This is a genomic window from Mesorhizobium sp. B2-4-7 (assembly GCF_006442685.1).
In the GTDB taxonomy this organism is placed as follows: domain Bacteria; phylum Pseudomonadota; class Alphaproteobacteria; order Rhizobiales; family Rhizobiaceae; genus Mesorhizobium.
On record NZ_VFVH01000004.1, the window covers coordinates 59,855 to 77,563 of the forward strand.

Consider the following 17,709-nt stretch of genomic DNA (forward strand, 5'->3'; position numbering starts at 1 on the left):
TCGGGCGCTCAGCTCACCGGCTGCAGCGGATCGCTGCCGATCTTGGACAGCAGGATCACCGCCTGGGTGCGGCTGTCGACGCCGAGCTTCTGCAATATCGCCGAGACATGCGCCTTGATCGTCGCCTCTGAGACGCCGAGCTCATAGGCGATCTGCTTGTTGAGAAGGCCTTCCGCCAGCATGCCGAGCACGCGGGTTTGCTGCGGCGTGAGCGCCTGCAAGCGCTTGATCAGGTCCGATATTTCGGGATCGCGCTCGACACCGAGATCGATGCCGGCCGGTGCCGCGATATCGCCCGCAAGGACCGATCGCACGGCGTCGCGGATTTCCTCCATGCTGGCCGATTTGGAGATGAAACCGGACGCGCCGAGGTCGAGCGCGCGCCGGATGGTCGCCGGGTCGTCATGGGCGGAGACCACCACCAGCGGCGCCGCCGGATGGATGCCGCGCAACGAGATCAGGCCGGAAAGGCCGCTCGCGCCCGGCATCGACAGGTCGAGCAGCACCAGATCGACCTCCTCGTTGGCCACGACCAGCGCCTTGGCGCTTTCGAAATCGCCGGCTTCGTGAATAGCGGTGACATTGCCGATGCCGGCAAGCGCTTCGCGCAACGCACCGCGAAACAGCGGGTGATCGTCGGCGATGACGAAAGAATAGCCTGATGGCAAATATCCCTCCCCGGATCCCTTGATGGTCTTCTGTTTTCTCGGGACCTGATGCAACGATTATGAGGCGCTTCGCGCTGTTTTCAAGCAGCAAAGCCGGCGCACCGGATTTCCCCAGACGGCCTGTCTTCAGGTCTTCTGCGAGTTGGGTTTGGCGCCGTCGCCGCTGTCCTTGTCCATATCCTTGACGATGCCCATGAAGCCCTTCAGGAAACGCTCCATGTAGCTCATCGTCTTGTTGAAATCCTCCTCGCTCGGCAATGTCGATTCGAGGCGGGCCGAGAGCGAATTCTCGAGCCTGGTGACGCGCTCGTCCATGGCTTTCATCGAAGTTTGCAGGCGATCGACCTCGTCCTGGAAGGCAGCGCGTTCATCGGCCGCCATCTTGCAGACGAGTTGGCCGGAGCGCTCCTCGCAGATCGACATCGCGCCCGTCTGCGTGTCCATGCGGACATAGCCGTTGGCGGATTTCTCCAGACGATAGCGGTCGGTCTCCTCGGAAAAGGCAGACGCCGCGACCAGCGAAACGAGCGCGGCGGGGATCAAGATGTGCTGCAGACGCATGTTGTCCTCCATGGCCAAAGCCTGAGATATCGCATGTTTGCGCCGGAAATGGGGAAGACGCTTGGCACGGCCTTCCCCGCACGGCTGGTTCGGACTATAGCGCAACCATGTCTCAGATTATCTACAAGATAACCCCGGAAGGGCCCTGGCGCGAGGCCGAAGCGAACGGCCGCTTCACCGGTGCGCCGATCGATGTCGCCGACGGCTTCATCCATTTCTCCACGGCGGCACAGGTCAAAGAGACGGCGGCGAAGCATTTTGCCGGCCAGGCGGCGCTTCTGCTGGTCGCCATCGACGGGACCAGCCTGGGCGATGCGCTAAAATACGAGGCCTCCCGCGGCGGCGCGCTGTTTCCGCACCTCTACGGCGTGCTCGACCTGAAAGCCGTGCTGTGGGTTCGGCCGCTGCCGCTCGGCGCCGACGGCACCCACCAGTTCCCGGCGCTGGAGGCCGAATGAGCGTGCTCGACCGGATTGGCCAGAAGCTGCTCTTCACGTTCGACCCGGAAACCGCGCATGGCCTGTCGATCGCGGCGCTGCGCTGCGGCCTGCCGGTCGGCGCACGGACGGCGCGCGACGCACGGCTGAAGGTCAGCCTCTGCGGCCTCGATTTTCCCAATCCGCTCGGCATGGCTGCCGGTTATGACAAGAATGCCGAGGTGCCCGATGCGCTTCTCGGCCTCGGCTTCGGCTTTGCCGAGGTCGGCACGGTGACGCCGCTGCCGCAGCCTGGCAATCCGAAGCCGCGCATCTTCCGGTTGCCGGCGGATGAAGCGGTGATCAACCGGCTCGGCTTCAACAATGAAGGCCATGCGGCCGCCGAGAAACGCCTGGTCGGCCGCGAGGAGCGCTCCGGCATCGTCGGCGTCAACATCGGCGCCAACAAGGACAGCGCCGACCGCGTCAACGACTATGAGCGCGGTGTCATCCGCTTCGCGCCTTACGCCAGCTATCTCACCGTCAATATTTCCTCGCCCAATACGCCCGGCCTGCGCACCATGCAGGCGCGCGAACAGCTTGGCGAGCTCCTGTCGCGCGTCATGGCCGCGCGCGCGGCGGCGGCAAGGCAGCCGCCGGTGTTTCTCAAGATTGCGCCGGACCTGGTCGAAGCCGAGCTGGAAGACATCGCCGCCGAGGTCACCCACAACGCCATAGACGGCATCATCGTCTCCAACACCACCATTTCTCGCCCGGCGCTACGCTCCAGCGGCGCGGCAAGCGAGACCGGCGGGCTTTCCGGCCGGCCGCTGTTCGAGCGCTCGACCATCGTGCTGGCCCGTATGCGCAGGCTGCTGGGGCCGGACATGGCCATCATCGGCGTGGGTGGGGTCAACTCCGCCGAGACGGCGCTCGAGAAGATCCGCGCAGGCGCGGATCTCGTCCAGCTTTACACCGGCATGATCTATGCCGGGCCGGCGCTGCCGGGGCGCATCGTCGCCGGCATGGCGCATTTCGCCGAGACGGAACGGCTCAAGTCCATCAGCGACTTGCGCGACCGCCATCTCGACCAATGGGTTTCAAGGCCGCTCAACTGAACGCCGTCCGCAGCCGCAGCCGCAGGATGGCCAGCAGGCTGAGGCCACGCACCAGCAGGAAGACATGCAATGCCGCCCACAGGCCATGATTGCCGAAAGCGGGCGCCAGCGTAATCAGCGCGGCCGCGAAGGCCAGGAAAGACAAAAGCATCATGTTGCGCATGTCGCGCGACCAGGTCGCGCCGATGAAGACGCCGTCCATCTGGAAAGCCAGCACGCCGCTTAGTGCGGTGAAGGCCGCCCAGGGCAGGTAGGTGTCGGCCACCGAGCGGACTTCCTGCGACGTGGTGACGACGGCAACCAGATTGGCACCGGCCAGCAGAAGCACCAGGGTTGCGGCACCCGCCAATCCGAAACCCCAGAACAGGGTCAACCGCACCGCGCGCCGGAACGGGTGCTCAGCCCGCGCACCGACGGCGCGGCCGGCGAGCTGTTCCGCGGCGGTGGCGAAACCGTCGAGGAAATAGCCTGCGACGAGGAAAAAATTCATCAGCACGGCGTTGGCGGCCAGCGTGACCGTGCCGAATTGCGCACCCTGGCGGGTGAACAGCGCAAAGGCGGCAAGCAGCGAGAACGAGCGGATCATGATATCGCGGTTGAGCGACAGCATGCGCAGGAACGCGCTCATGTCGAGCAGGCGTTGGCGTGGCACGGGCGGACTTGCCCTGAACCGCCTGATGACGATGGCGAGGCCAAGTAACATGGCCAGGAATTCGCCGGTGACGGTTGCCCATGCGACGCCGGCGACGCCCCAGCCAAGCTCCAGGCCAAGCAGGATGCAGAGCGCGATGTTGATGCCGTTCAGCACCAGCTGCAGCACCAACCCGAGCCCGCCCTCGCCTCGGCCGAGGACATAGCCGAGAATGGCGTAGTTGATCAGCGAGAAAGGTGCCGCGAGCAATCTGATGCCGATATAGACGCCCATCGCCTCGCTGACGCGCGGCCCGGCATCCATGAACCACCGCCCGCCGGCCGCGATCAGCGGCGAAAGCGCCGCCAGCACGATGCCGGCGACAACAGCGATCAGCACCGCGCGCCAGAACACCGCCTGTTCCTCCAGCGCGTCGTTGCGCCCGAAAGCCTGGGCGACCAGACCGGTGGTGCCGGAGCGCAGGAAATTGAAGGTGGTGAAGACGACGTCAAAGACCAGTGCGCCTGCCGCCAGGCCGCCAAGCAAGGCGGCGTCGCCGAGCTGTCCGACAACAGCCGTATCGACCATGCCGAGCAGCGGCGTCGTCAGGTAGGCGAGCGTCATCGGCACGGCGATGACGAGCACCGTGCGGTTGGTGACGACAAAGGATCCGGGAACGATTGGGGATCCGGCGTCGGCTGGGATTGCACCCTTCTCCAAAGAATTGCTGCCTTGCTGATTGCGGCTTGATCGAACAGCCGGTGTGCCCCATTTTCCGGCCACCGCGCAATCCACCCTTGCCATGGCGGCCAACCGAAATTCCGGTCTGGCGCGAGCCGCCGGATCCGGTCCATGTCCCTCCAGATCGTCCATCATCCCGACTACGACGCCGGCTTCGCCGTCAACCATCGCTTTCCGATGAGCAAATATCCGCTGCTGATGGAGGCCTTGCGCGCACGCGGACTGGCCATGCAGGGGGCGCTCAGCATGCCGGAAGCGGCACCCGCACCATGGCTGAAGCGTGCCCATGCGGCTGACTATGTCGACCAGGTCATCAGCTGTTCGGTGCCGGAAAAGATCGAACGCGAGATCGGCTTTCCGGTCGGCCCGCGCGTCTCGCTGCGCGCCCAACTCGCCACCGGCGGCACCGTGCTGGCGGCCCGGCTGGCCTTGCGCCACGGCATTGCCTGCAACACCGCCGGCGGCAGCCATCATGCGCGGCGCGCGCAAGGCGCGGGCTTCTGCACCTTCAACGACGTCGCCGTCGCTTCGCTGGTGCTGCTTGCCGAAGGCGCGGCGCGGAACATACTCGTGGTCGATCTGGATGTGCATCAGGGCGACGGCACGGCGGACATCCTGGCCGGCGATCCGCGCGTGTTCACCTTCTCCATGCATGGCGAGCACAACTATCCCGCGCGCAAGATCGCCTCCGACCTCGATGTCGCACTGCCCGACGGCACGGGCGATGCCGCCTATCTCGAAAGGCTGATCGCCATCTTGCCGGAGCTGTCCGCCCATGCGCGCTGGGACATCGTTTTCTACAATGCCGGCGTCGACGTCCATGTCGAGGACCGGCTCGGCAGGCTGGCGCTTTCAAACGACGGGCTTCGTGCCCGCGACGCCATGGTCATCGGTCACTTCCGCTCGCGCGGCATCGCGCTATGCGGCGTCATCGGCGGCGGCTATTCTACCGACGTGGCCGCGCTCGCGGCGCGCCACGCCATTCTGTTCGAGGCGGCGGCGGACTACGCCTGACCGCTATTTCCTGTAGTTGGCGATTCTGAGCAGGATGAACGCCGGAACCACGATCGCCGCACCCAGCAGAATATAACCCAGGAAGCGGTCGATGGCATGGAAGCCCAGATTCCAGAGATCCAGGAAGAATTTGCGGATGCCATAGAGCACGTCCATCGGCGACCAGCCGAAGGCGGTCATGACGAGGCCGACGAGGAACGACACCACCAGCAACTTCAGGAGTACCCTGAGCGGGGTGTCGCCGAGAAAGCGCGTCAATGCGGACAAGACCTGTCTCCGGCTCTGATCGCCCGATTCGGCGACAGGATCAGAAATACGCACTTGGCCGCCCCGCTTCAAGCCGGGCGGGCCAAGGCTCTGAACCTGGCTGACAAAGCCTATGACGGCCGGTCCGGCGGTGCCGCCGGCTTTTCATGATAGGAATTTTTTCCTTGACAGGGTGAAGGCAACTATGCTAGATATTTGGCTATGGTGCTGAGTTGCGCCAGGGACCCGCCGCACAGGCGGGTTTATCCGTTCAAGGCTCCGTCAACAGCGCGCCGTCGAAGGCTCCGAAGGAACTCGTTAACGCGGATCGTGCCCTGGTACCAAGCCGGCGACCATAGGCGCATGGCAGGCGAGCAGCCGGCGGCGGCTGATCGCGGCCGGCTTATCTGTTTTCTAACCAATTGCCGCTATGCCATTCCTGGAGCGGGAGCCAGGCTTTGATGGAAGCGGAAAAAATCGGCGCGCGCCGCGCGGTCATGCTTTCGGTTGTCGTGCCGTGCTATAACGAGCGGGACGGCGTGGCTGAGCTTCACCGACGCGTCACCGCCGCTTGCCTGGCGCAAAACCCTTCCTACGAGATCGTGCTCGTCATCGACGGGGCGACCGACGGCACCCGCGAGGCCGTTTTCGAACTGGCGCAAAAGGACGACCATGTCGTCGCCATCGACCTTGCCCGCAACTATGGCCACCAGATCGCGCTGAGCGCGGGGCTGGAGTTCTGCCGGGGCCAGCGCATCCTCATTCTCGATGCCGATCTCCAGGATCCGCCTGAACTGCTCGGCGCGATGATGGCCAAGATGGATGAAGGCTTCGATGTCGTTTACGGTCAAAGGGCCAAGCGTGATGGCGAAGGCTGGTTCAAGCTGGCTTCCGCGTCGATGTTCTACCGGCTGCTGCGCCGGATGGTCGACGTCGAGATCGCGCCGGACACCGGTGATTTCAGGCTGATGAGCCGCCGCGCCCTCGACCATCTGAACGCCATGCCGGAGCGCTACAGGTTCATTCGCGGCATGGTGAGCTGGATTGGGCTGAGACAGGCCGCCTTCTCCTATGAGCGGCAACGGCGTTTCGCCGGCGCCACCCACTATCCGCTCAAGAAGATGGTCCTCCTGGCTGTCGATGCGATGACCAGCTTTTCCATCGCGCCGTTGCGGTTTGCCTCGCTTCTGGGAATGCTTTCCGGCGCGCTGGGGATGGTCGTGCTCGGCTATACGCTGCTCGAGTGGTCGCTGGGAAACGTGCTGCCGGGTTGGACCAGCCTTGCCGCGATCATGCTGATCCTGGGCAGTGTTCAGCTTCTGGTGCTCGGCATATTCGGCGAATATCTCGGCCGGATGTACATGGAGACGAAGCGGCGGCCGCTCTATTTCGTCAACGAGATCGTTTCGCGAAGCGATGTGGCCGTCGAAAACCAGGACCTGCCTGTCCACCGCCTCCAGGAAATGGTGAAGAGAGCCGCGCGTGGCTAAGGCGACGATCGACCGGCCGCAACGGGACCTCTCGACCGGAACGAACGCGAAATGGCCGGGAGCCGCGACATGAACCAAGCCACGGCAATCGCGATGGCTACGCCGTCGCTCGAGGATGCACAGCGCAGCAGGCTGTTGTTCTGTCTTTTCTGCGCCTGCACCGTTGCCTACGTGCTGATGAGGCATGCCAACTCCCTCCTTCTGGATCCTGACAGCTGGTGGCAGGTGAAGGTCGGGCTGGATTTCCTGGCGAACCGGACATTTCCGACCATCGACCCCTATTCCTATACCTTCGCCGGCCAGCCCTGGATCGCCAAGGAATGGCTGGGGCAGGTGCTTCTGGCGCTCGCCTATGGCGCCGGTGGCTGGAATGGCGTCGTCACGCTGATCATCGCCACGATCGGCCTGACAGTCTTCCTGATGGGATGGTTCCTCAGCGCATGGCTGAAGCCGGTGTTAGCGGTGGTGCTGGCTTTCGTCGCGGCTTTCCTTGTCGCCCCGATCTATACGGCGCGCCCCCACGTTTTCACGTTGCCGATCATCGTCATTTGGACGGCAATGCTGTTTCGCGCGGCGCAGGAGGAAAGAGCGCCATCCCCGTGGCTGCTCGCGCTCGTCGTGTTGTGGGCGAACCTGCATGCCACGTTCACCTTGAGCTTCGTCATCGCCGGCTTTGCCGGTCTGTATCTCCTGTCGCGCACAGGCCTGTCGAAACCAGCTCTTTTGGCGAAATGGGTCGCGTTCGGCCTGCTTTGCCCAGTGGTCAGCCTGGTCCATCCCTATGGCGTCAAGGCCATCCTGGCGACGCTTACCGTCGCCTATGGCAACGAGGCGGTGCCGCTTATCCTGGAGTGGCGGCCCTTCAACGCCCAGGAAGAGCTCGTCAAGGAAGCCGTGATGCTGCTGGCGCTTTTCGGGCTGCTGGTGTCACGGCTGCGGATCGGCTGGGCCAAGGCGCTGTTCATCGTCTTCACTCTGCATGCCTATCTCAGCCACCAGCGGTTCATGTATTTGTTCTTCCTGCTGGTTCCGCTGGTGATCATGGTTGAGGTCGCACAGCAATATCCCGCACTTTCAGCCGCGACCTGGCTGGCGCAAAAGCGCGACGGATTGGAAAAAGTCTTCGCCAGGCATTACTACGCCATCTCAGGCGCGGTGGCCGTCCTGCTGATCGGCGCGGTCTCGGTCCTCGGCAGCGTCCAACAGATCGCGCCGAGCCCGAAGACGTCCGCCAGCGGAGCACTCGCCTTCGCAAGGGATCAGCACCTGTCCGGCAACGTGCTGAATTCCTACAATTTCGGCGGCACGCTGATCTTCCACGGGATCAAGACCTACATCGACGGCAGGACGGACCAGCTGTTCCTGGACGGGTTCACGAAAGCCGACGACGCGACCGGACACAGTGACGGCAAACCACTGCTCGAGGCCCGGCTGAAGAAATACGCCATAGGCTGGGCGCTGCTGGCGGCCGGCGACACCCGCATTCCCTTCTTCGAGGAATTGGGCTGGAAGCGGGCCTACGCGGACGAATACGCCGTGATCTACCTGCCCGGCGCCTGATCCGCGGCGCCAGCCCAAACCGGCTTCGGCCCTCCAGCATTCGCCTTGACACCGATGTTGCGGTGCAGCAAATTGCACCGGAGAGGACGAACAAAGTGGGATCGAGAATCAAGGCTTTCTCGCATCGCGGCAATGCCGCCGCATGGGCCGGTGAACCGGGTGCGCCACGACTGCCGCCGGCCATGGCGCGCGAACCGGCCGCATGAACTACAGACGCGACATCGACGGCCTGCGGGCCATAGCGGTGCTGCCTGTCGTCCTCTTTCATTTCGGCTTGTCCGCCATCCCAGGCGGCTTCACCGGCGTCGACATCTTCTTCGTCATATCGGGCTATCTGATCAGCGGCAGCCTGCTCGACGATCTCGAACGCGGCCAGTTTTCGATCGGCCGCTTCTATTGGCGCCGCGCGCGGCGCATCCTGCCGGCGCTGACCTTCGTCATCGTGCTCGCAGGCACTGCCGCCTGGTTCATCCTTTTGCCATCGGACCTGCACGAATTCAGCCTCAGCGTCATCGCGGCCTCGACCTTCTGGTCGAACATCTATTTCTGGAAGACGACGAACTATTTCTCGATCGACGCCGAGCTGCGGCCGCTGCTGCACACATGGTCACTCTCGGTCGAAGAGCAATATTACATCTTCGCGCCGATACTGGTGTACCTGATCTATCGCTATGCCTCGAAACGCTGGCTGACGATATTGCTGCCGATCGCGATCGGCAGTTTCGCCTTGGCGGTCATGGCGACCTCGATGGCGCCCACGGCGGGTTTCTACCTGTTGCCGACGCGCATCTGGGAACTGGCGCTGGGGGCCATGCTGATGCTGAGAAAGCCGCCGGCACTTGCCAGCCGGCCGGCAATGGAACTGATCGGCCTCGCCGGCTTTGCCATGGTCGCCTTCGGCTTCGTCACGATTTCGGAGAGCGACCCCTTTCCGGGCTACAATGCCTTGTTCCCCTGCATCGGCACCGCCCTGCTCATCTATGCCGGCCACGAAAGGGCGGGCGAACAGGGGCCGGCAACCATCGCCACGCGGGTGTTGCAGTTTCCTCCGCTGGTCTGGATCGGCCTCATTTCCTATTCGCTCTACCTCGTTCATTGGCCGATCAATTCCTTCGTCCATTACGTTTCGCTGAAAGCCATCGGCGTGCCGACGATCATCGCCATGACCGTGGCAAGCTTCGCCCTGGCGGCGTTCTCGTGGACATATGTCGAGCAGCCGTTTCGGCGGAAACGGGCCTACACCGCACCGCTGCCTATCTTCGCCTTTTCCGCGACGGCAATCGTCCTGCTCTGCGTCGGCGGCGTGGCCGGGGCGCTCGGCAACGGTTTTCCGCAACGCTTCCCGGACTTTTCAACGGAACGGATCCAGGTTGGCGACTGGCGCAACGGCATCTGCTTCAACGAAGGCTCGAACCGGATCGAGGACTGGAACCTTGCCGCCTGCACCCGAACGAGCGGCTTTGCCACCAATGTGCTGTTATGGGGCGATTCCTTCGCCGCCCACTATGTCTCGGGACTTGAAGCCAACGCCCAGAAAATCCAGGCTAACGTCATCCAATACACCTATGCCGGCTGCCCCCCGGACCTGACCTATTTTTCCTATGCCCGACCTGCCTGTACCAGCTTCAACGAGCGGGCCCTGTCGATCATCCGCGAAGCCAACATTCAGGCCGTGATCCTGAGTGGCCGATGGACCGACTACGAGGTCAGGGGCTTCGGCGGTCTCCAGAAGACGATCGACCGGCTTCGCCAGATGGGCGTCAAGGTCTACGTCATCGGCCAGTCTCCCGAATTCATCGCCGACGTCCAGAAAATCGCCTTCTTCGCAAGACGAGGAGATACCGCGAACATGTCCTGGCCGATGGCCATGGATCCGGACATCAACAAGCGGGTTCTGCCCTTCGTCAAAGGCGCTGACTTCATAGACCCGCTGACCTATCTGTGCGACGCCGCAGGCTGCTCGTATGCCGATGCCGGCAACAAGCAATTTCTCTATTTCGACTATGGTCACTTCTCTTCGGCGGGCGCAGCACTCGCCATCTCGAGATACTGGCCGAGCTTTGCAGCCGGCACCGAGATCGCGAAAGTGAGATAGCAGACGGAACCGGCATGCGGCGCGCCGGTCGCCGGGACGGTACCGTGTGGAAAGTGAGCCGCTTTGCGATTGCCCGATGGCCAGCCCTCATGGTAACGAGGCTGCTGCGCGGGTATGATGTAATGGTAGCCTGTCAGCTTCCCAAGCTGAACGCGCGGGTTCGATTCCCGCTACCCGCTCCAGCATATGCCGCAAGGGTTTGCGCCTGATTTGGCGAGTGCCGAAAACCAGCGGTTTTACAGGTAGTTTTACACAGAACGTTCACTTTTTGGCCTGATCGAGTTTTCGGATGCGCTCCTTGATTGCGGCTCCGCGGCTCACATAACGCCTTATGATGCGCGAAACATGGTCCTCTTCCCAGCCCATGATCTCGGCGATCTCGCGCTCGGTCAGGCCGGCGGTGTAAAATTTGGTCGCGGCCGTGCCCCGAAGATCATGGAAGTGCAGGTCATCGCCTTTCGGCCATGCGATCTTCTTGGCGTCGGAGAACGAGCTAGCCAAACCGTTGACAGTCCATGGGCGCTTCTTGCTGCTGGTCAGGATGACAGGTGAGCGCTTCGGTATCCGCCCGAGGGCGTCGCGCAGTTCCCGATAGAGCGGAATGATGCCTTCGCGCTGGTGTCTGCTTTTGCCGGTGGTGATGGTTATGGCATCCTCGTCGACATGGGACCATGATAGGCGGATGAGATCGCCTACCCGAAGACCAGTGCATGCAGCCAGATCGACGGCATGAGCAATTTCGGCCGAGCACGTCTTCTTCAGATGCCCGACGTCGCTGTCCGTCCAGATGATCTCCGAGCGAGAGCCGCTGTAAAGCTGTTTGACGCCTTCGCAAGGGTTCGAGCCAATCTTGCCGAGTGGATCGACCGCGTATGAGAGCACGCGAGAGAGAACCTGCATGCCGTAGTCGGCAGACCTGGGCGTCTCGGCATATGCCGCGCGCCACCGGCGGATTATTGGTCTGATCTTTTCCGGCCGATCGAACTGGGCGATGCGCAGTTCCCCGAAATGGCCGGCAATCCGGTCGAGCCAGGGACCCCAGTTGCATCGCGTCGACTCGGCGAGTTTCTTGTAGTCGGCGCTCGCCTTGTATTGCGTGACCAACGATCGAAAGCGGTTGTTGTCAGGCGACGTGCGGCTGGCAATCGCCTCATTGTAGGACGCGAAGAATTCCGGTGCGCTCGGCATCCCAACAAGGCGCGGACCACCGCGCCAAGCATACCAATAGACATTACCCTTAGCCTTGGGCAATTATCAGTCTAGGGTTGTGCTTCTAGGTTGACGGCGCAACCGCAAACAGTCAACTTGGATCCGAAAACTGTCAACCTACGGCCATCAAACAGGCCATTTCGGTCATCAGGCCGCCATCTGTCAACCAAAACGACAACCAAAACAGCCAAAACCCGCGGCTAAGTTGTCGTAACTTTACATTTGGTTGACACATTTGAGCCGATTCCAGCTTTTTCAGATCAACGTCAACATCTTGATCGGCTAATGGACCGATCAGTAAAGACACATAAAAGGTCCACTAGCGAGCGGGAACAGCTTCGACCGACCAGTGAAGCGTAGCATCTACCGGAACGCGTAGTGACTCGCTGTTTACGAATGATGAGACCCCTTGCACCGCAAGCTCCAAAACATATTCCGCAGACTTGACGGCACAGTTCGTTATCGACTTGGCGCCGGATGCAAAGACATCGGATCGACCATCGTGAAATGATGCAATGTGCATAATCGCGATGTCTTAGGCGTTTTAGAACGAATAGACGGACCAATTAGGGAAGGAGGCGTCCGGGCGCGCCTTCATTATTTCGCCCACAACTCCGGAGTCCCGTTACCTCCTTCGGCCCGATTATCAGCAATCCGGCGCCAACTCTTGATGGATAGGTCTTGCTCGCCGCTCATTTGCCGAATATCCCTCGGAGAGCAGACCGCGCCTTCGAGGTGAGGCTTGGATTGGTCTGATCGGACGCGCGGCGAATTTCCTCGAGCCATGCCACTTCGTTCTCGGTGACCGGCGTCCCGAAGATCTGCCGGACGGCAAGCTCGGTGGTGTCGCCGCCGAGCTGCTCGATCGCCAGCTGGAATAGCATCACGGGATCGCAGTCGAGGGCAGTCGCCAAAGCCGACACCCTGTCGAGAGGCAGCTTTGCCGTGCCGGCCTTGATCATGGCAAGCATGTTGGGGTTGACGAATCCCGCTTCGCTGGCAATCGCCATCTGGGTCTTCTTCGGGCGCAGCTCCAGGATGCGCTTTTCAAGATACGTTGCGAGCCTGGTGCCTGCGAAGGGCTTGCCGGAGCGGTTACTCATCGTCACTTTCCTCTGAAATCGCATCTTCGATGTGCTGCTAATTTCTTTATAGCGACGGTCTGTCGGGGATTTCGTGGGGGGTGACGGGTATTCAAGCGAGCCAGCTCTCGCAGAGGATAAAGTCATTACGAAGAGCAATTGTATGTGATATAACCTCTTCTATTACGCCTAGACGTCGAGGATATGTCACACAAGCCTACACAACGCGATCAAGCCCGTGCACTGCTGCTGGATGGCAGTCTGGTCCGTCTGCGCGACCTGACCGGGGCGGGAGTGAGTCCGGAGACAATGGCCCGTCTGGTTCGCGAGGGTGAGGTCGTGCGGCTCGCGCGTGGCCTCTACCAACTGGCAGAAGCCATGCCAGATGCGCGTCGCTCAATCGCTGAAGCTTCGGCGCTGGTTCCCAAAGGGGTGGTCTGCCTCACCTCAGCGCTGCAATTCCACGATCTGACGCTGCAGATGCCCTCAGCCATCTGGATGGCCATTGATCGAACGAGCTGGAAACCGAAAGTCGATTATCCGCCCATCCGTTTTGTCCGCTTCAGTGGCCATGCCCTCACGGAAGGCATCAAACGGCACCGCATCGAAGGCGTCGACGTTCCAGTGTTCGAGCCCGCAAAAGCCATCGTGGACTGCTTTCGCTACCGCAACAAGATTGGACTCGACATCGCGATCGAGGGGCTCCGAGAAGGGCTCAGGACGCGCCAGGTCACGCCGGATCAACTGTGGAAATTCGGCCAGTCTGGCCGGGTCTGGTCGGTGATGCGCCCCTACGTTGAGGCAATGGTCGCCAATGGCGCGTGAGCTTCGCAACGTTGGCGCCTCGGTCAGAGCCCGCCTGCTCGACCGCGCTCGCGAGGAGCGGTCCGACTTCCAGCTGCCGCTGACACGGTATGCGCTTGAGCGGCTACTCTACAGGCTCAGCATATCCACCGAACGCGAGCGCTTTCTCCTGAAGGGCGCGATGCTGTTTGCGGCCTGGCTCGACAACCCCTTCCGCCCCACACGCGACCTGGATCTTCTCGGAAGTGGCGATGCGGGTGTCGCCACAATGGTCGAGTGCTTCCGAGCAATCTGCTCGACACCTGTGGAGGATGACGGTGTCGAGTTCGACGTTGCTGGACTTACGGCCGAGCCGATCCGCAATGACGCGGAGTATGCCGGCGTTCGTGTCAGGACTGCCGCGACGATTGCCGGCGCACGTGTGCCCATTCAGGTCGACGTCGGCTTCGGTGACGTGGTGACGCCGGCGCCGGTTGACCTTGAATACCCAACCTTGCTCGACTCGCCACCGCCCCGCCTTCGCGCCTACCCGCCGGAGACGGTCGTTGCGGAAAAATTTGAGGCCTTGGCAAGGCTGGGCGTCGCCAATAGCCGCATGAAGGACTTCTACGACCTGTGGATGATCGCAAGGACCTTCAGCTTTGAAGGGAGCGTTCTTTCCTCCGCGATCAGACGAACGTTCGAGCGACGCCAAACGGCCTGGCCGACCGATACCGACAGGACTGAGCGTTGCCTTCGCAGCCGCAAAGAGCGGTCAGTGGCGGGCTTTCCTGACGCGGGAGCGTATGGCGGCGGCGCCCGGCGATTTCACTACCATCATCGATGGACTACGAATATTCTTGGCACCACTTCTGAATGAAGAACCGCACGCCGGTCGGTGGCCGCCAGGCGGACCGTGGACTGAATAGCGTCTCTGCTGCCCAAATTTGGGCATGGGCGACGACACAGGGCGGCGCTCAACGGTTTTACAGCGCCATTGATTTCATTGGATAATTTCTGGTCGAAAATCGGCCTGTTTTACAGCTAAGCCCCTGAAATATAAGCATCACACCCAGCTTCCCAAGCTGAACGCGCGGGTTCGATTCCCGCTACCCGCTCCAGTCTGCGCCAAGGGTTTGAGCCCTTACCAAGCCGTTCCAACTACCGGTTTCTCGCGCAATTCCGGGAAAACCGCTCCAGCCGTTTTCCCGGTATCGTTTTAGAGCCAAACACTAACCCAGACGCGCCTGCGCCAGCAGCGGACATGGCGGCGACCGCGGCGCCAATAGCTGCGGCAGACCCTGCGCCAGGCGCGGCGGCGCCCATGACGACGGTGCCGGCGATGCCACCGGCGATGCGAGATCTGCTCCACCTCGGCTTGATCGTCTCCTTCGAAGACGGCCGCATCAGCCCTGTCGAGGTCGTCCTTATCGAGTTCGTCAAGGATTCCGTTGCCGTTCGGGACCCCGGCAACTGCTCTGCCAGGCCTGGCCAGGCCTGCAAAAGCAACTGCCCCCGCGACGCCAAGCATTCCAGTAAGAAGCAACCGACGTTCCATCAAAATCTCCCGAGTTGTTTATCATCAGCGCATCGTTCCCCGGCTCAAAACGAGCTCCGGCGCGAACGCCGATTGGCCTTTGAACGCACTTACCTGGTTTTTGTTCCGGTCACCCCACTTCGCGCAGGATGAAATCATGCAGCATCTTCGCCGCCGGCGACAGCGCACGGTTCTTCACTGTGATCAGGCTGTAAGGCCGAACCTCGATGTCGAATTCGGTCTGCACGACGTCGATGGCGCCGGCCAGCCCTTCGGGATTCTGGATGAATTTCGCCACCTGGACCGAGACCGGCGCGATGGCGTCGGAGTGCGCGACCATGACCAGGGTCAGGAGCAGCGAGCTGGTGTTGAGGATGCGGTCCGGCAGCGCGATGTTGCGGTTCAGGAAATTGCTCTCCATGGCCTGGCGCAGCGGCGAGCCGCCGGACTGGAAAACCCAGTCATAGGCCGCGGTCTCCTCCAACCGCACCGCTTTGCCCTCGGTCAGCGGATGGCCCCGGCGCACGATCAGGCAGGCCTTCTCGACGCCGATGACACGGGACTCGAACAGCCGCGGGTTGAGATCGTCGGGGATGCGCGCGATGATGAAGTCATGGCGCGACGCGATCAACTCGCGCGCCAGCACGTTGGAGGTCTCGACCTGCATGGTGATCTCGATGCGCGGGTAGATGCGGCGGATTTCGCGGATCGCCGGGACCGCGAGCTCGATCGCGGGCGCCGTCACCGCACCGAGGAACACCGAGCCGCCCTTGCCCGCCTTGAGTTCGGAGATCTCGCGATCGACCTCGCGCATCTCCAAAAGGATGGAGCGCGCGCGCCTGGCCAACGCCTTGCCATAGGGGGTCAAGGTGACGCCGCGCGGCAGCCTTTCGCAGAGCGTGACGTCCAGCACGGCTTCCATCTCGGCGATCATGCGCGAGGCCGCCGGCTGTGAGATATTCATGACCTGGGCGGCGGAACTGACCCGGCCGTGATCGTCCAGTGCAACGATCATGCGCATATGGCGCAGGCTGAGGCCGCTGCGCAGCAGGGTCTCGCCGTCACCGGGGAGCACCTCGTAACCTTCTGAAATCCCGCCAGGGTTGCGCAACGTTGCCATTGATTTCCCTTCGCTCCCAATGCCCTTGAGTTTAGCGTCAACGTATACCAGTTTCGGTATAGCAATCATCAAAGATCGCATTTGACAGTTATGGCAAAGGGACACACCCTTCGCGCGTCCTGGGGCGTGCCAGTCGATGACGAGGAAAATCGTGTCGATTGAAATCAGTCCCAGGGCCGATTGGGAGGATACCGGAGATCGATAGACGACAGCGGCGCTTGCGCTCCTGCTCGCCTGCGCGGCCCGCGAAGCCCCGAGGTGTCGCGTCCATCAACCAGGGAGAGTAATTGTGAAGATCATCAAGACGCTGGCCGCCGTCGCGGCCCTTGGCATCGCTGCCATGACCTATTCGGCGCACGCCGCCGACAAGGGTCTCGTCGGCGTGCTGATGCCCACCAAGACCTCGCAGCGCTGGATCAACGACGGCGATGCCGTCAAGTCCCAGCTCGAGGCTTTGGGCTATACGGTCGACCTGCAATATGCGCAGGACGACATCCCCAACCAGCTCAGCCAGCTGGAAAACGAAATCACCAAGGGTCCGAAGGCGCTGATCATCGCCTCGATCGACGGCACCACCCTGTCGGATGCGCTGCAGAAGGCCGCTGATGCCGGCGTCGTCGTCGTCGCCTATGACCGCCTGATCAAGAAGACGCCCAATGTCGACTACTACACCACGTTCGACAATTTCGGCGTCGGCGTGATCCAGGCGAATTCGCTGGTCAAGGGCCTCAAGGAGCGCTTCCCGAATACCAAGCCGTGGAACGTCGAACTGTTCGGCGGCTCACCCGACGACAACAACGCCTTCTTCTTCTACAACGGCGCGATTTCCGTCCTGCAGCCGCTGATCGACGACGGTTCGATCAAGATCAAGTCCGGCCAGACCGGCATGGACAAGGTCGGCACGCTGCGCTGGCTCGCCGCCACCGCCCAGGCGCGCATGGACAATCTGCTGTCGGCCAACTATTCGGACGGCAGCCGCGTCGATGGCGTTCTGTCGCCCTATGATGGCCTGTCGCGCGGCATCACCGCCTCGCTGCGCGCTGTCGGTTACGGCACGGAGGCCCAGCCGTGGCCGATCGTGACCGGCCAGGACGCCGAGACCGCCTCGGTGAAGCTGATCATCTCGGGCGAGCAGTACTCGACCGTGTTCAAGGACACCCGCGAACTGGCCAAGGCCACCGTCGAGCTCGTCGACAAGGTGCTCTCGGGCGGCAAGCCGGAAGGCCTCGACACCAAGACCTACAACAACGACGTCAAGGTCGTTCCCTCGATCCTGCTGACGCCGCATGAGGTCGACAAGTCGAACTACCAGGCCCTGGTCGTCGACTCCGGCTACATCAAGGCCGACGAACTGAAGTAAATTCGGTTGCATAGCCAGGGGTCCTGCGCAACGCAGGGCCCCTTTTCGTTCACCAGCGACCCCGGTATTGTTGCGGGT

At 62.2% G+C, this 17,709-nt stretch carries 17 protein-coding genes and 1 tRNA gene; 11 read left to right on the top strand and 7 right to left on the bottom strand.

The features are described 5' to 3' along the window. Positions 1-8: 8 nt before the first annotated feature. Both FJ946_RS13540 and FJ946_RS13545 read right to left on the bottom strand, forming a co-directional pair. Positions 9-668, bottom strand: coding sequence for a response regulator transcription factor (locus FJ946_RS13540; protein ID WP_140513279.1), 660 nt, complete (start codon positions 666-668; stop codon positions 9-11). 126 nt (positions 669-794) lie between these two features. Further along, positions 795-1,229, bottom strand: a complete 435-nt coding sequence (locus tag FJ946_RS13545; protein WP_140496589.1) for a hypothetical protein — start codon at positions 1,227-1,229, stop codon at positions 795-797. A 107-nt stretch (positions 1,230-1,336) separates the two neighbouring features. On the opposite strand from FJ946_RS13545, the gene FJ946_RS13550 reads away from it, so the two are divergent. Both FJ946_RS13550 and FJ946_RS13555 read left to right on the top strand, forming a co-directional pair. Then, positions 1,337-1,687: a DUF952 domain-containing protein gene (locus FJ946_RS13550; RefSeq protein ID WP_140564788.1), complete on the top strand. Its 351-nt coding sequence runs from the start codon at positions 1,337-1,339 to the stop codon at positions 1,685-1,687. Continuing rightward, on the top strand, positions 1,684-2,763 hold the full coding sequence (locus FJ946_RS13555; protein ID WP_140564790.1) for a quinone-dependent dihydroorotate dehydrogenase: 1,080 nt from the start codon (positions 1,684-1,686) through the stop codon (positions 2,761-2,763). Before FJ946_RS13550 ends, FJ946_RS13555 begins: the two co-directional genes overlap by 4 nt. Here FJ946_RS13555 and FJ946_RS13560 read toward each other — a convergent pair. Then, positions 2,756-4,018 carry an MATE family efflux transporter gene (locus FJ946_RS13560; protein ID WP_224518988.1) on the bottom strand — a complete coding sequence of 421 codons (1,263 nt, stop codon included), beginning with the start codon at positions 4,016-4,018 and terminating at the stop codon, positions 2,756-2,758. The genes FJ946_RS13555 and FJ946_RS13560 overlap by 8 nt on opposite strands. 228 nt (positions 4,019-4,246) lie before the next feature. Between FJ946_RS13560 and FJ946_RS13565 the strand changes: the two genes are divergently transcribed. Further along, positions 4,247-5,149, top strand: coding sequence for a histone deacetylase (locus FJ946_RS13565; protein WP_140564791.1), 903 nt, complete (start codon positions 4,247-4,249; stop codon positions 5,147-5,149). Positions 5,150-5,152: 3 nt separating this feature from the next. Here FJ946_RS13565 and FJ946_RS13570 read toward each other — a convergent pair whose 3' ends face one another. Then, on the bottom strand, positions 5,153-5,416 hold the full coding sequence (locus FJ946_RS13570; protein WP_140496599.1) for a DUF6460 domain-containing protein: 264 nt from the start codon (positions 5,414-5,416) through the stop codon (positions 5,153-5,155). 440 nt (positions 5,417-5,856) lie between these two features. Here FJ946_RS13570 and FJ946_RS13575 point away from each other — a divergent pair, with 440 nt between their 5' ends. From FJ946_RS13575 to FJ946_RS13590, 4 genes are all read left to right on the top strand, one after another. Continuing rightward, positions 5,857-6,885, top strand: a complete 1,029-nt coding sequence (locus tag FJ946_RS13575) for a glycosyltransferase family 2 protein (RefSeq protein WP_140564793.1) — start codon at positions 5,857-5,859, stop codon at positions 6,883-6,885. A gap of 69 nt (positions 6,886-6,954) precedes the next feature. After that, positions 6,955-8,445 (top strand): hypothetical protein, encoded by a 1,491-nt coding sequence (locus tag FJ946_RS13580; protein ID WP_140564795.1) that lies wholly within the window; start codon positions 6,955-6,957, stop codon positions 8,443-8,445. 202 nt (positions 8,446-8,647) lie between these two features. Further along, the gene (locus tag FJ946_RS13585; RefSeq protein WP_140564797.1) at positions 8,648-10,540 is read left to right on the top strand and encodes an acyltransferase family protein; all 1,893 of its coding nucleotides are present in this window, start codon (positions 8,648-8,650) and stop codon (positions 10,538-10,540) included. Between the two features lie 108 nt (positions 10,541-10,648). Then, a tRNA-Gly gene (locus FJ946_RS13590) sits at positions 10,649-10,722 on the top strand. Positions 10,723-10,801: 79 nt separating this feature from the next. On the opposite strand, the gene FJ946_RS13595 is transcribed toward FJ946_RS13590, so the two are convergent. Both FJ946_RS13595 and FJ946_RS13600 read right to left on the bottom strand, forming a co-directional pair. After that, positions 10,802-11,728, bottom strand: coding sequence for a site-specific integrase (locus tag FJ946_RS13595; RefSeq protein WP_140564798.1), 927 nt, complete (start codon positions 11,726-11,728; stop codon positions 10,802-10,804). 713 nt (positions 11,729-12,441) lie between these two features. Further along, a complete protein-coding gene (locus FJ946_RS13600; protein WP_140564800.1) occupies positions 12,442-12,852 on the bottom strand; it encodes a helix-turn-helix transcriptional regulator in 411 nt (136 codons plus the stop codon). A gap of 183 nt (positions 12,853-13,035) precedes the next feature. Here FJ946_RS13600 and FJ946_RS13605 point away from each other — a divergent pair, with 183 nt between their 5' ends. The 3 genes from FJ946_RS13605 to FJ946_RS30765 all read left to right on the top strand — a co-directional run bounded on the left by FJ946_RS13605 (position 13,036) and on the right by FJ946_RS30765 (position 15,304). Next, a complete protein-coding gene (locus FJ946_RS13605; protein WP_140564802.1) occupies positions 13,036-13,656 on the top strand; it encodes a type IV toxin-antitoxin system AbiEi family antitoxin domain-containing protein in 621 nt (206 codons plus the stop codon). Continuing rightward, positions 13,646-14,494 carry a nucleotidyl transferase AbiEii/AbiGii toxin family protein gene (locus FJ946_RS13610; RefSeq protein WP_246673028.1) on the top strand — a complete coding sequence of 283 codons (849 nt, stop codon included), beginning with the start codon at positions 13,646-13,648 and terminating at the stop codon, positions 14,492-14,494. The genes FJ946_RS13605 and FJ946_RS13610 overlap by 11 nt, the downstream gene beginning before the upstream one ends. A 444-nt stretch (positions 14,495-14,938) precedes the next feature. After that, positions 14,939-15,304 (top strand): hypothetical protein, encoded by a 366-nt coding sequence (locus FJ946_RS30765; RefSeq protein ID WP_140649375.1) that lies wholly within the window; start codon positions 14,939-14,941, stop codon positions 15,302-15,304. Here the strand turns inward: FJ946_RS30765 and FJ946_RS13620 are convergent. Then, complete coding sequence (locus FJ946_RS13620; RefSeq protein ID WP_140513261.1) at positions 15,282-16,271, bottom strand: LysR family transcriptional regulator; 990 nt, start codon at positions 16,269-16,271, stop codon at positions 15,282-15,284. The two genes, FJ946_RS30765 and FJ946_RS13620, sit on opposite strands and share 23 nt — an antisense overlap. Positions 16,272-16,560: 289 nt before the next feature. On the opposite strand from FJ946_RS13620, the gene chvE reads away from it, so the two are divergent. Further along, on the top strand, positions 16,561-17,631 hold the full coding sequence (gene chvE, locus FJ946_RS13625) for a multiple monosaccharide ABC transporter substrate-binding protein (protein WP_140496611.1): 1,071 nt from the start codon (positions 16,561-16,563) through the stop codon (positions 17,629-17,631). The last annotated feature ends 78 nt before the right edge of the window (positions 17,632-17,709 follow it).

What these genes read in the sequence shown, in the direction of transcription:
- FJ946_RS30765 (WP_140649375.1), top strand. Translation starts at nt 14,939, where the DNA reads ATGACGACGGTGCCGGCGATGCCACCGGCGATGCGAGATCTGCTCCAC.
- FJ946_RS13600 (WP_140564800.1), bottom strand. Translation starts at nt 12,852, where the DNA reads ATGAGTAACCGCTCCGGCAAGCCCTTCGCAGGCACCAGGCTCGCAACG.
- FJ946_RS13565 (WP_140564791.1), top strand. Translation starts at nt 4,247, where the DNA reads ATGTCCCTCCAGATCGTCCATCATCCCGACTACGACGCCGGCTTCGCC.
- FJ946_RS13555 (WP_140564790.1), top strand. Translation starts at nt 1,684, where the DNA reads ATGAGCGTGCTCGACCGGATTGGCCAGAAGCTGCTCTTCACGTTCGAC.
- FJ946_RS13620 (WP_140513261.1), bottom strand. Translation starts at nt 16,271, where the DNA reads ATGGCAACGTTGCGCAACCCTGGCGGGATTTCAGAAGGTTACGAGGTG.
- FJ946_RS13610 (WP_246673028.1), top strand. Translation starts at nt 13,646, where the DNA reads ATGGCGCGTGAGCTTCGCAACGTTGGCGCCTCGGTCAGAGCCCGCCTG.
- FJ946_RS13560 (WP_224518988.1), bottom strand. Translation starts at nt 4,018, where the DNA reads ATGACGCTCGCCTACCTGACGACGCCGCTGCTCGGCATGGTCGATACG.
- FJ946_RS13595 (WP_140564798.1), bottom strand. Translation starts at nt 11,728, where the DNA reads ATGCCGAGCGCACCGGAATTCTTCGCGTCCTACAATGAGGCGATTGCC.
- FJ946_RS13545 (WP_140496589.1), bottom strand. Translation starts at nt 1,229, where the DNA reads ATGCGTCTGCAGCACATCTTGATCCCCGCCGCGCTCGTTTCGCTGGTC.
- FJ946_RS13580 (WP_140564795.1), top strand. Translation starts at nt 6,955, where the DNA reads ATGAACCAAGCCACGGCAATCGCGATGGCTACGCCGTCGCTCGAGGAT.
- FJ946_RS13585 (WP_140564797.1), top strand. Translation starts at nt 8,648, where the DNA reads ATGAACTACAGACGCGACATCGACGGCCTGCGGGCCATAGCGGTGCTG.
- FJ946_RS13550 (WP_140564788.1), top strand. Translation starts at nt 1,337, where the DNA reads ATGTCTCAGATTATCTACAAGATAACCCCGGAAGGGCCCTGGCGCGAG.
- FJ946_RS13605 (WP_140564802.1), top strand. Translation starts at nt 13,036, where the DNA reads ATGTCACACAAGCCTACACAACGCGATCAAGCCCGTGCACTGCTGCTG.
- FJ946_RS13575 (WP_140564793.1), top strand. Translation starts at nt 5,857, where the DNA reads ATGGAAGCGGAAAAAATCGGCGCGCGCCGCGCGGTCATGCTTTCGGTT.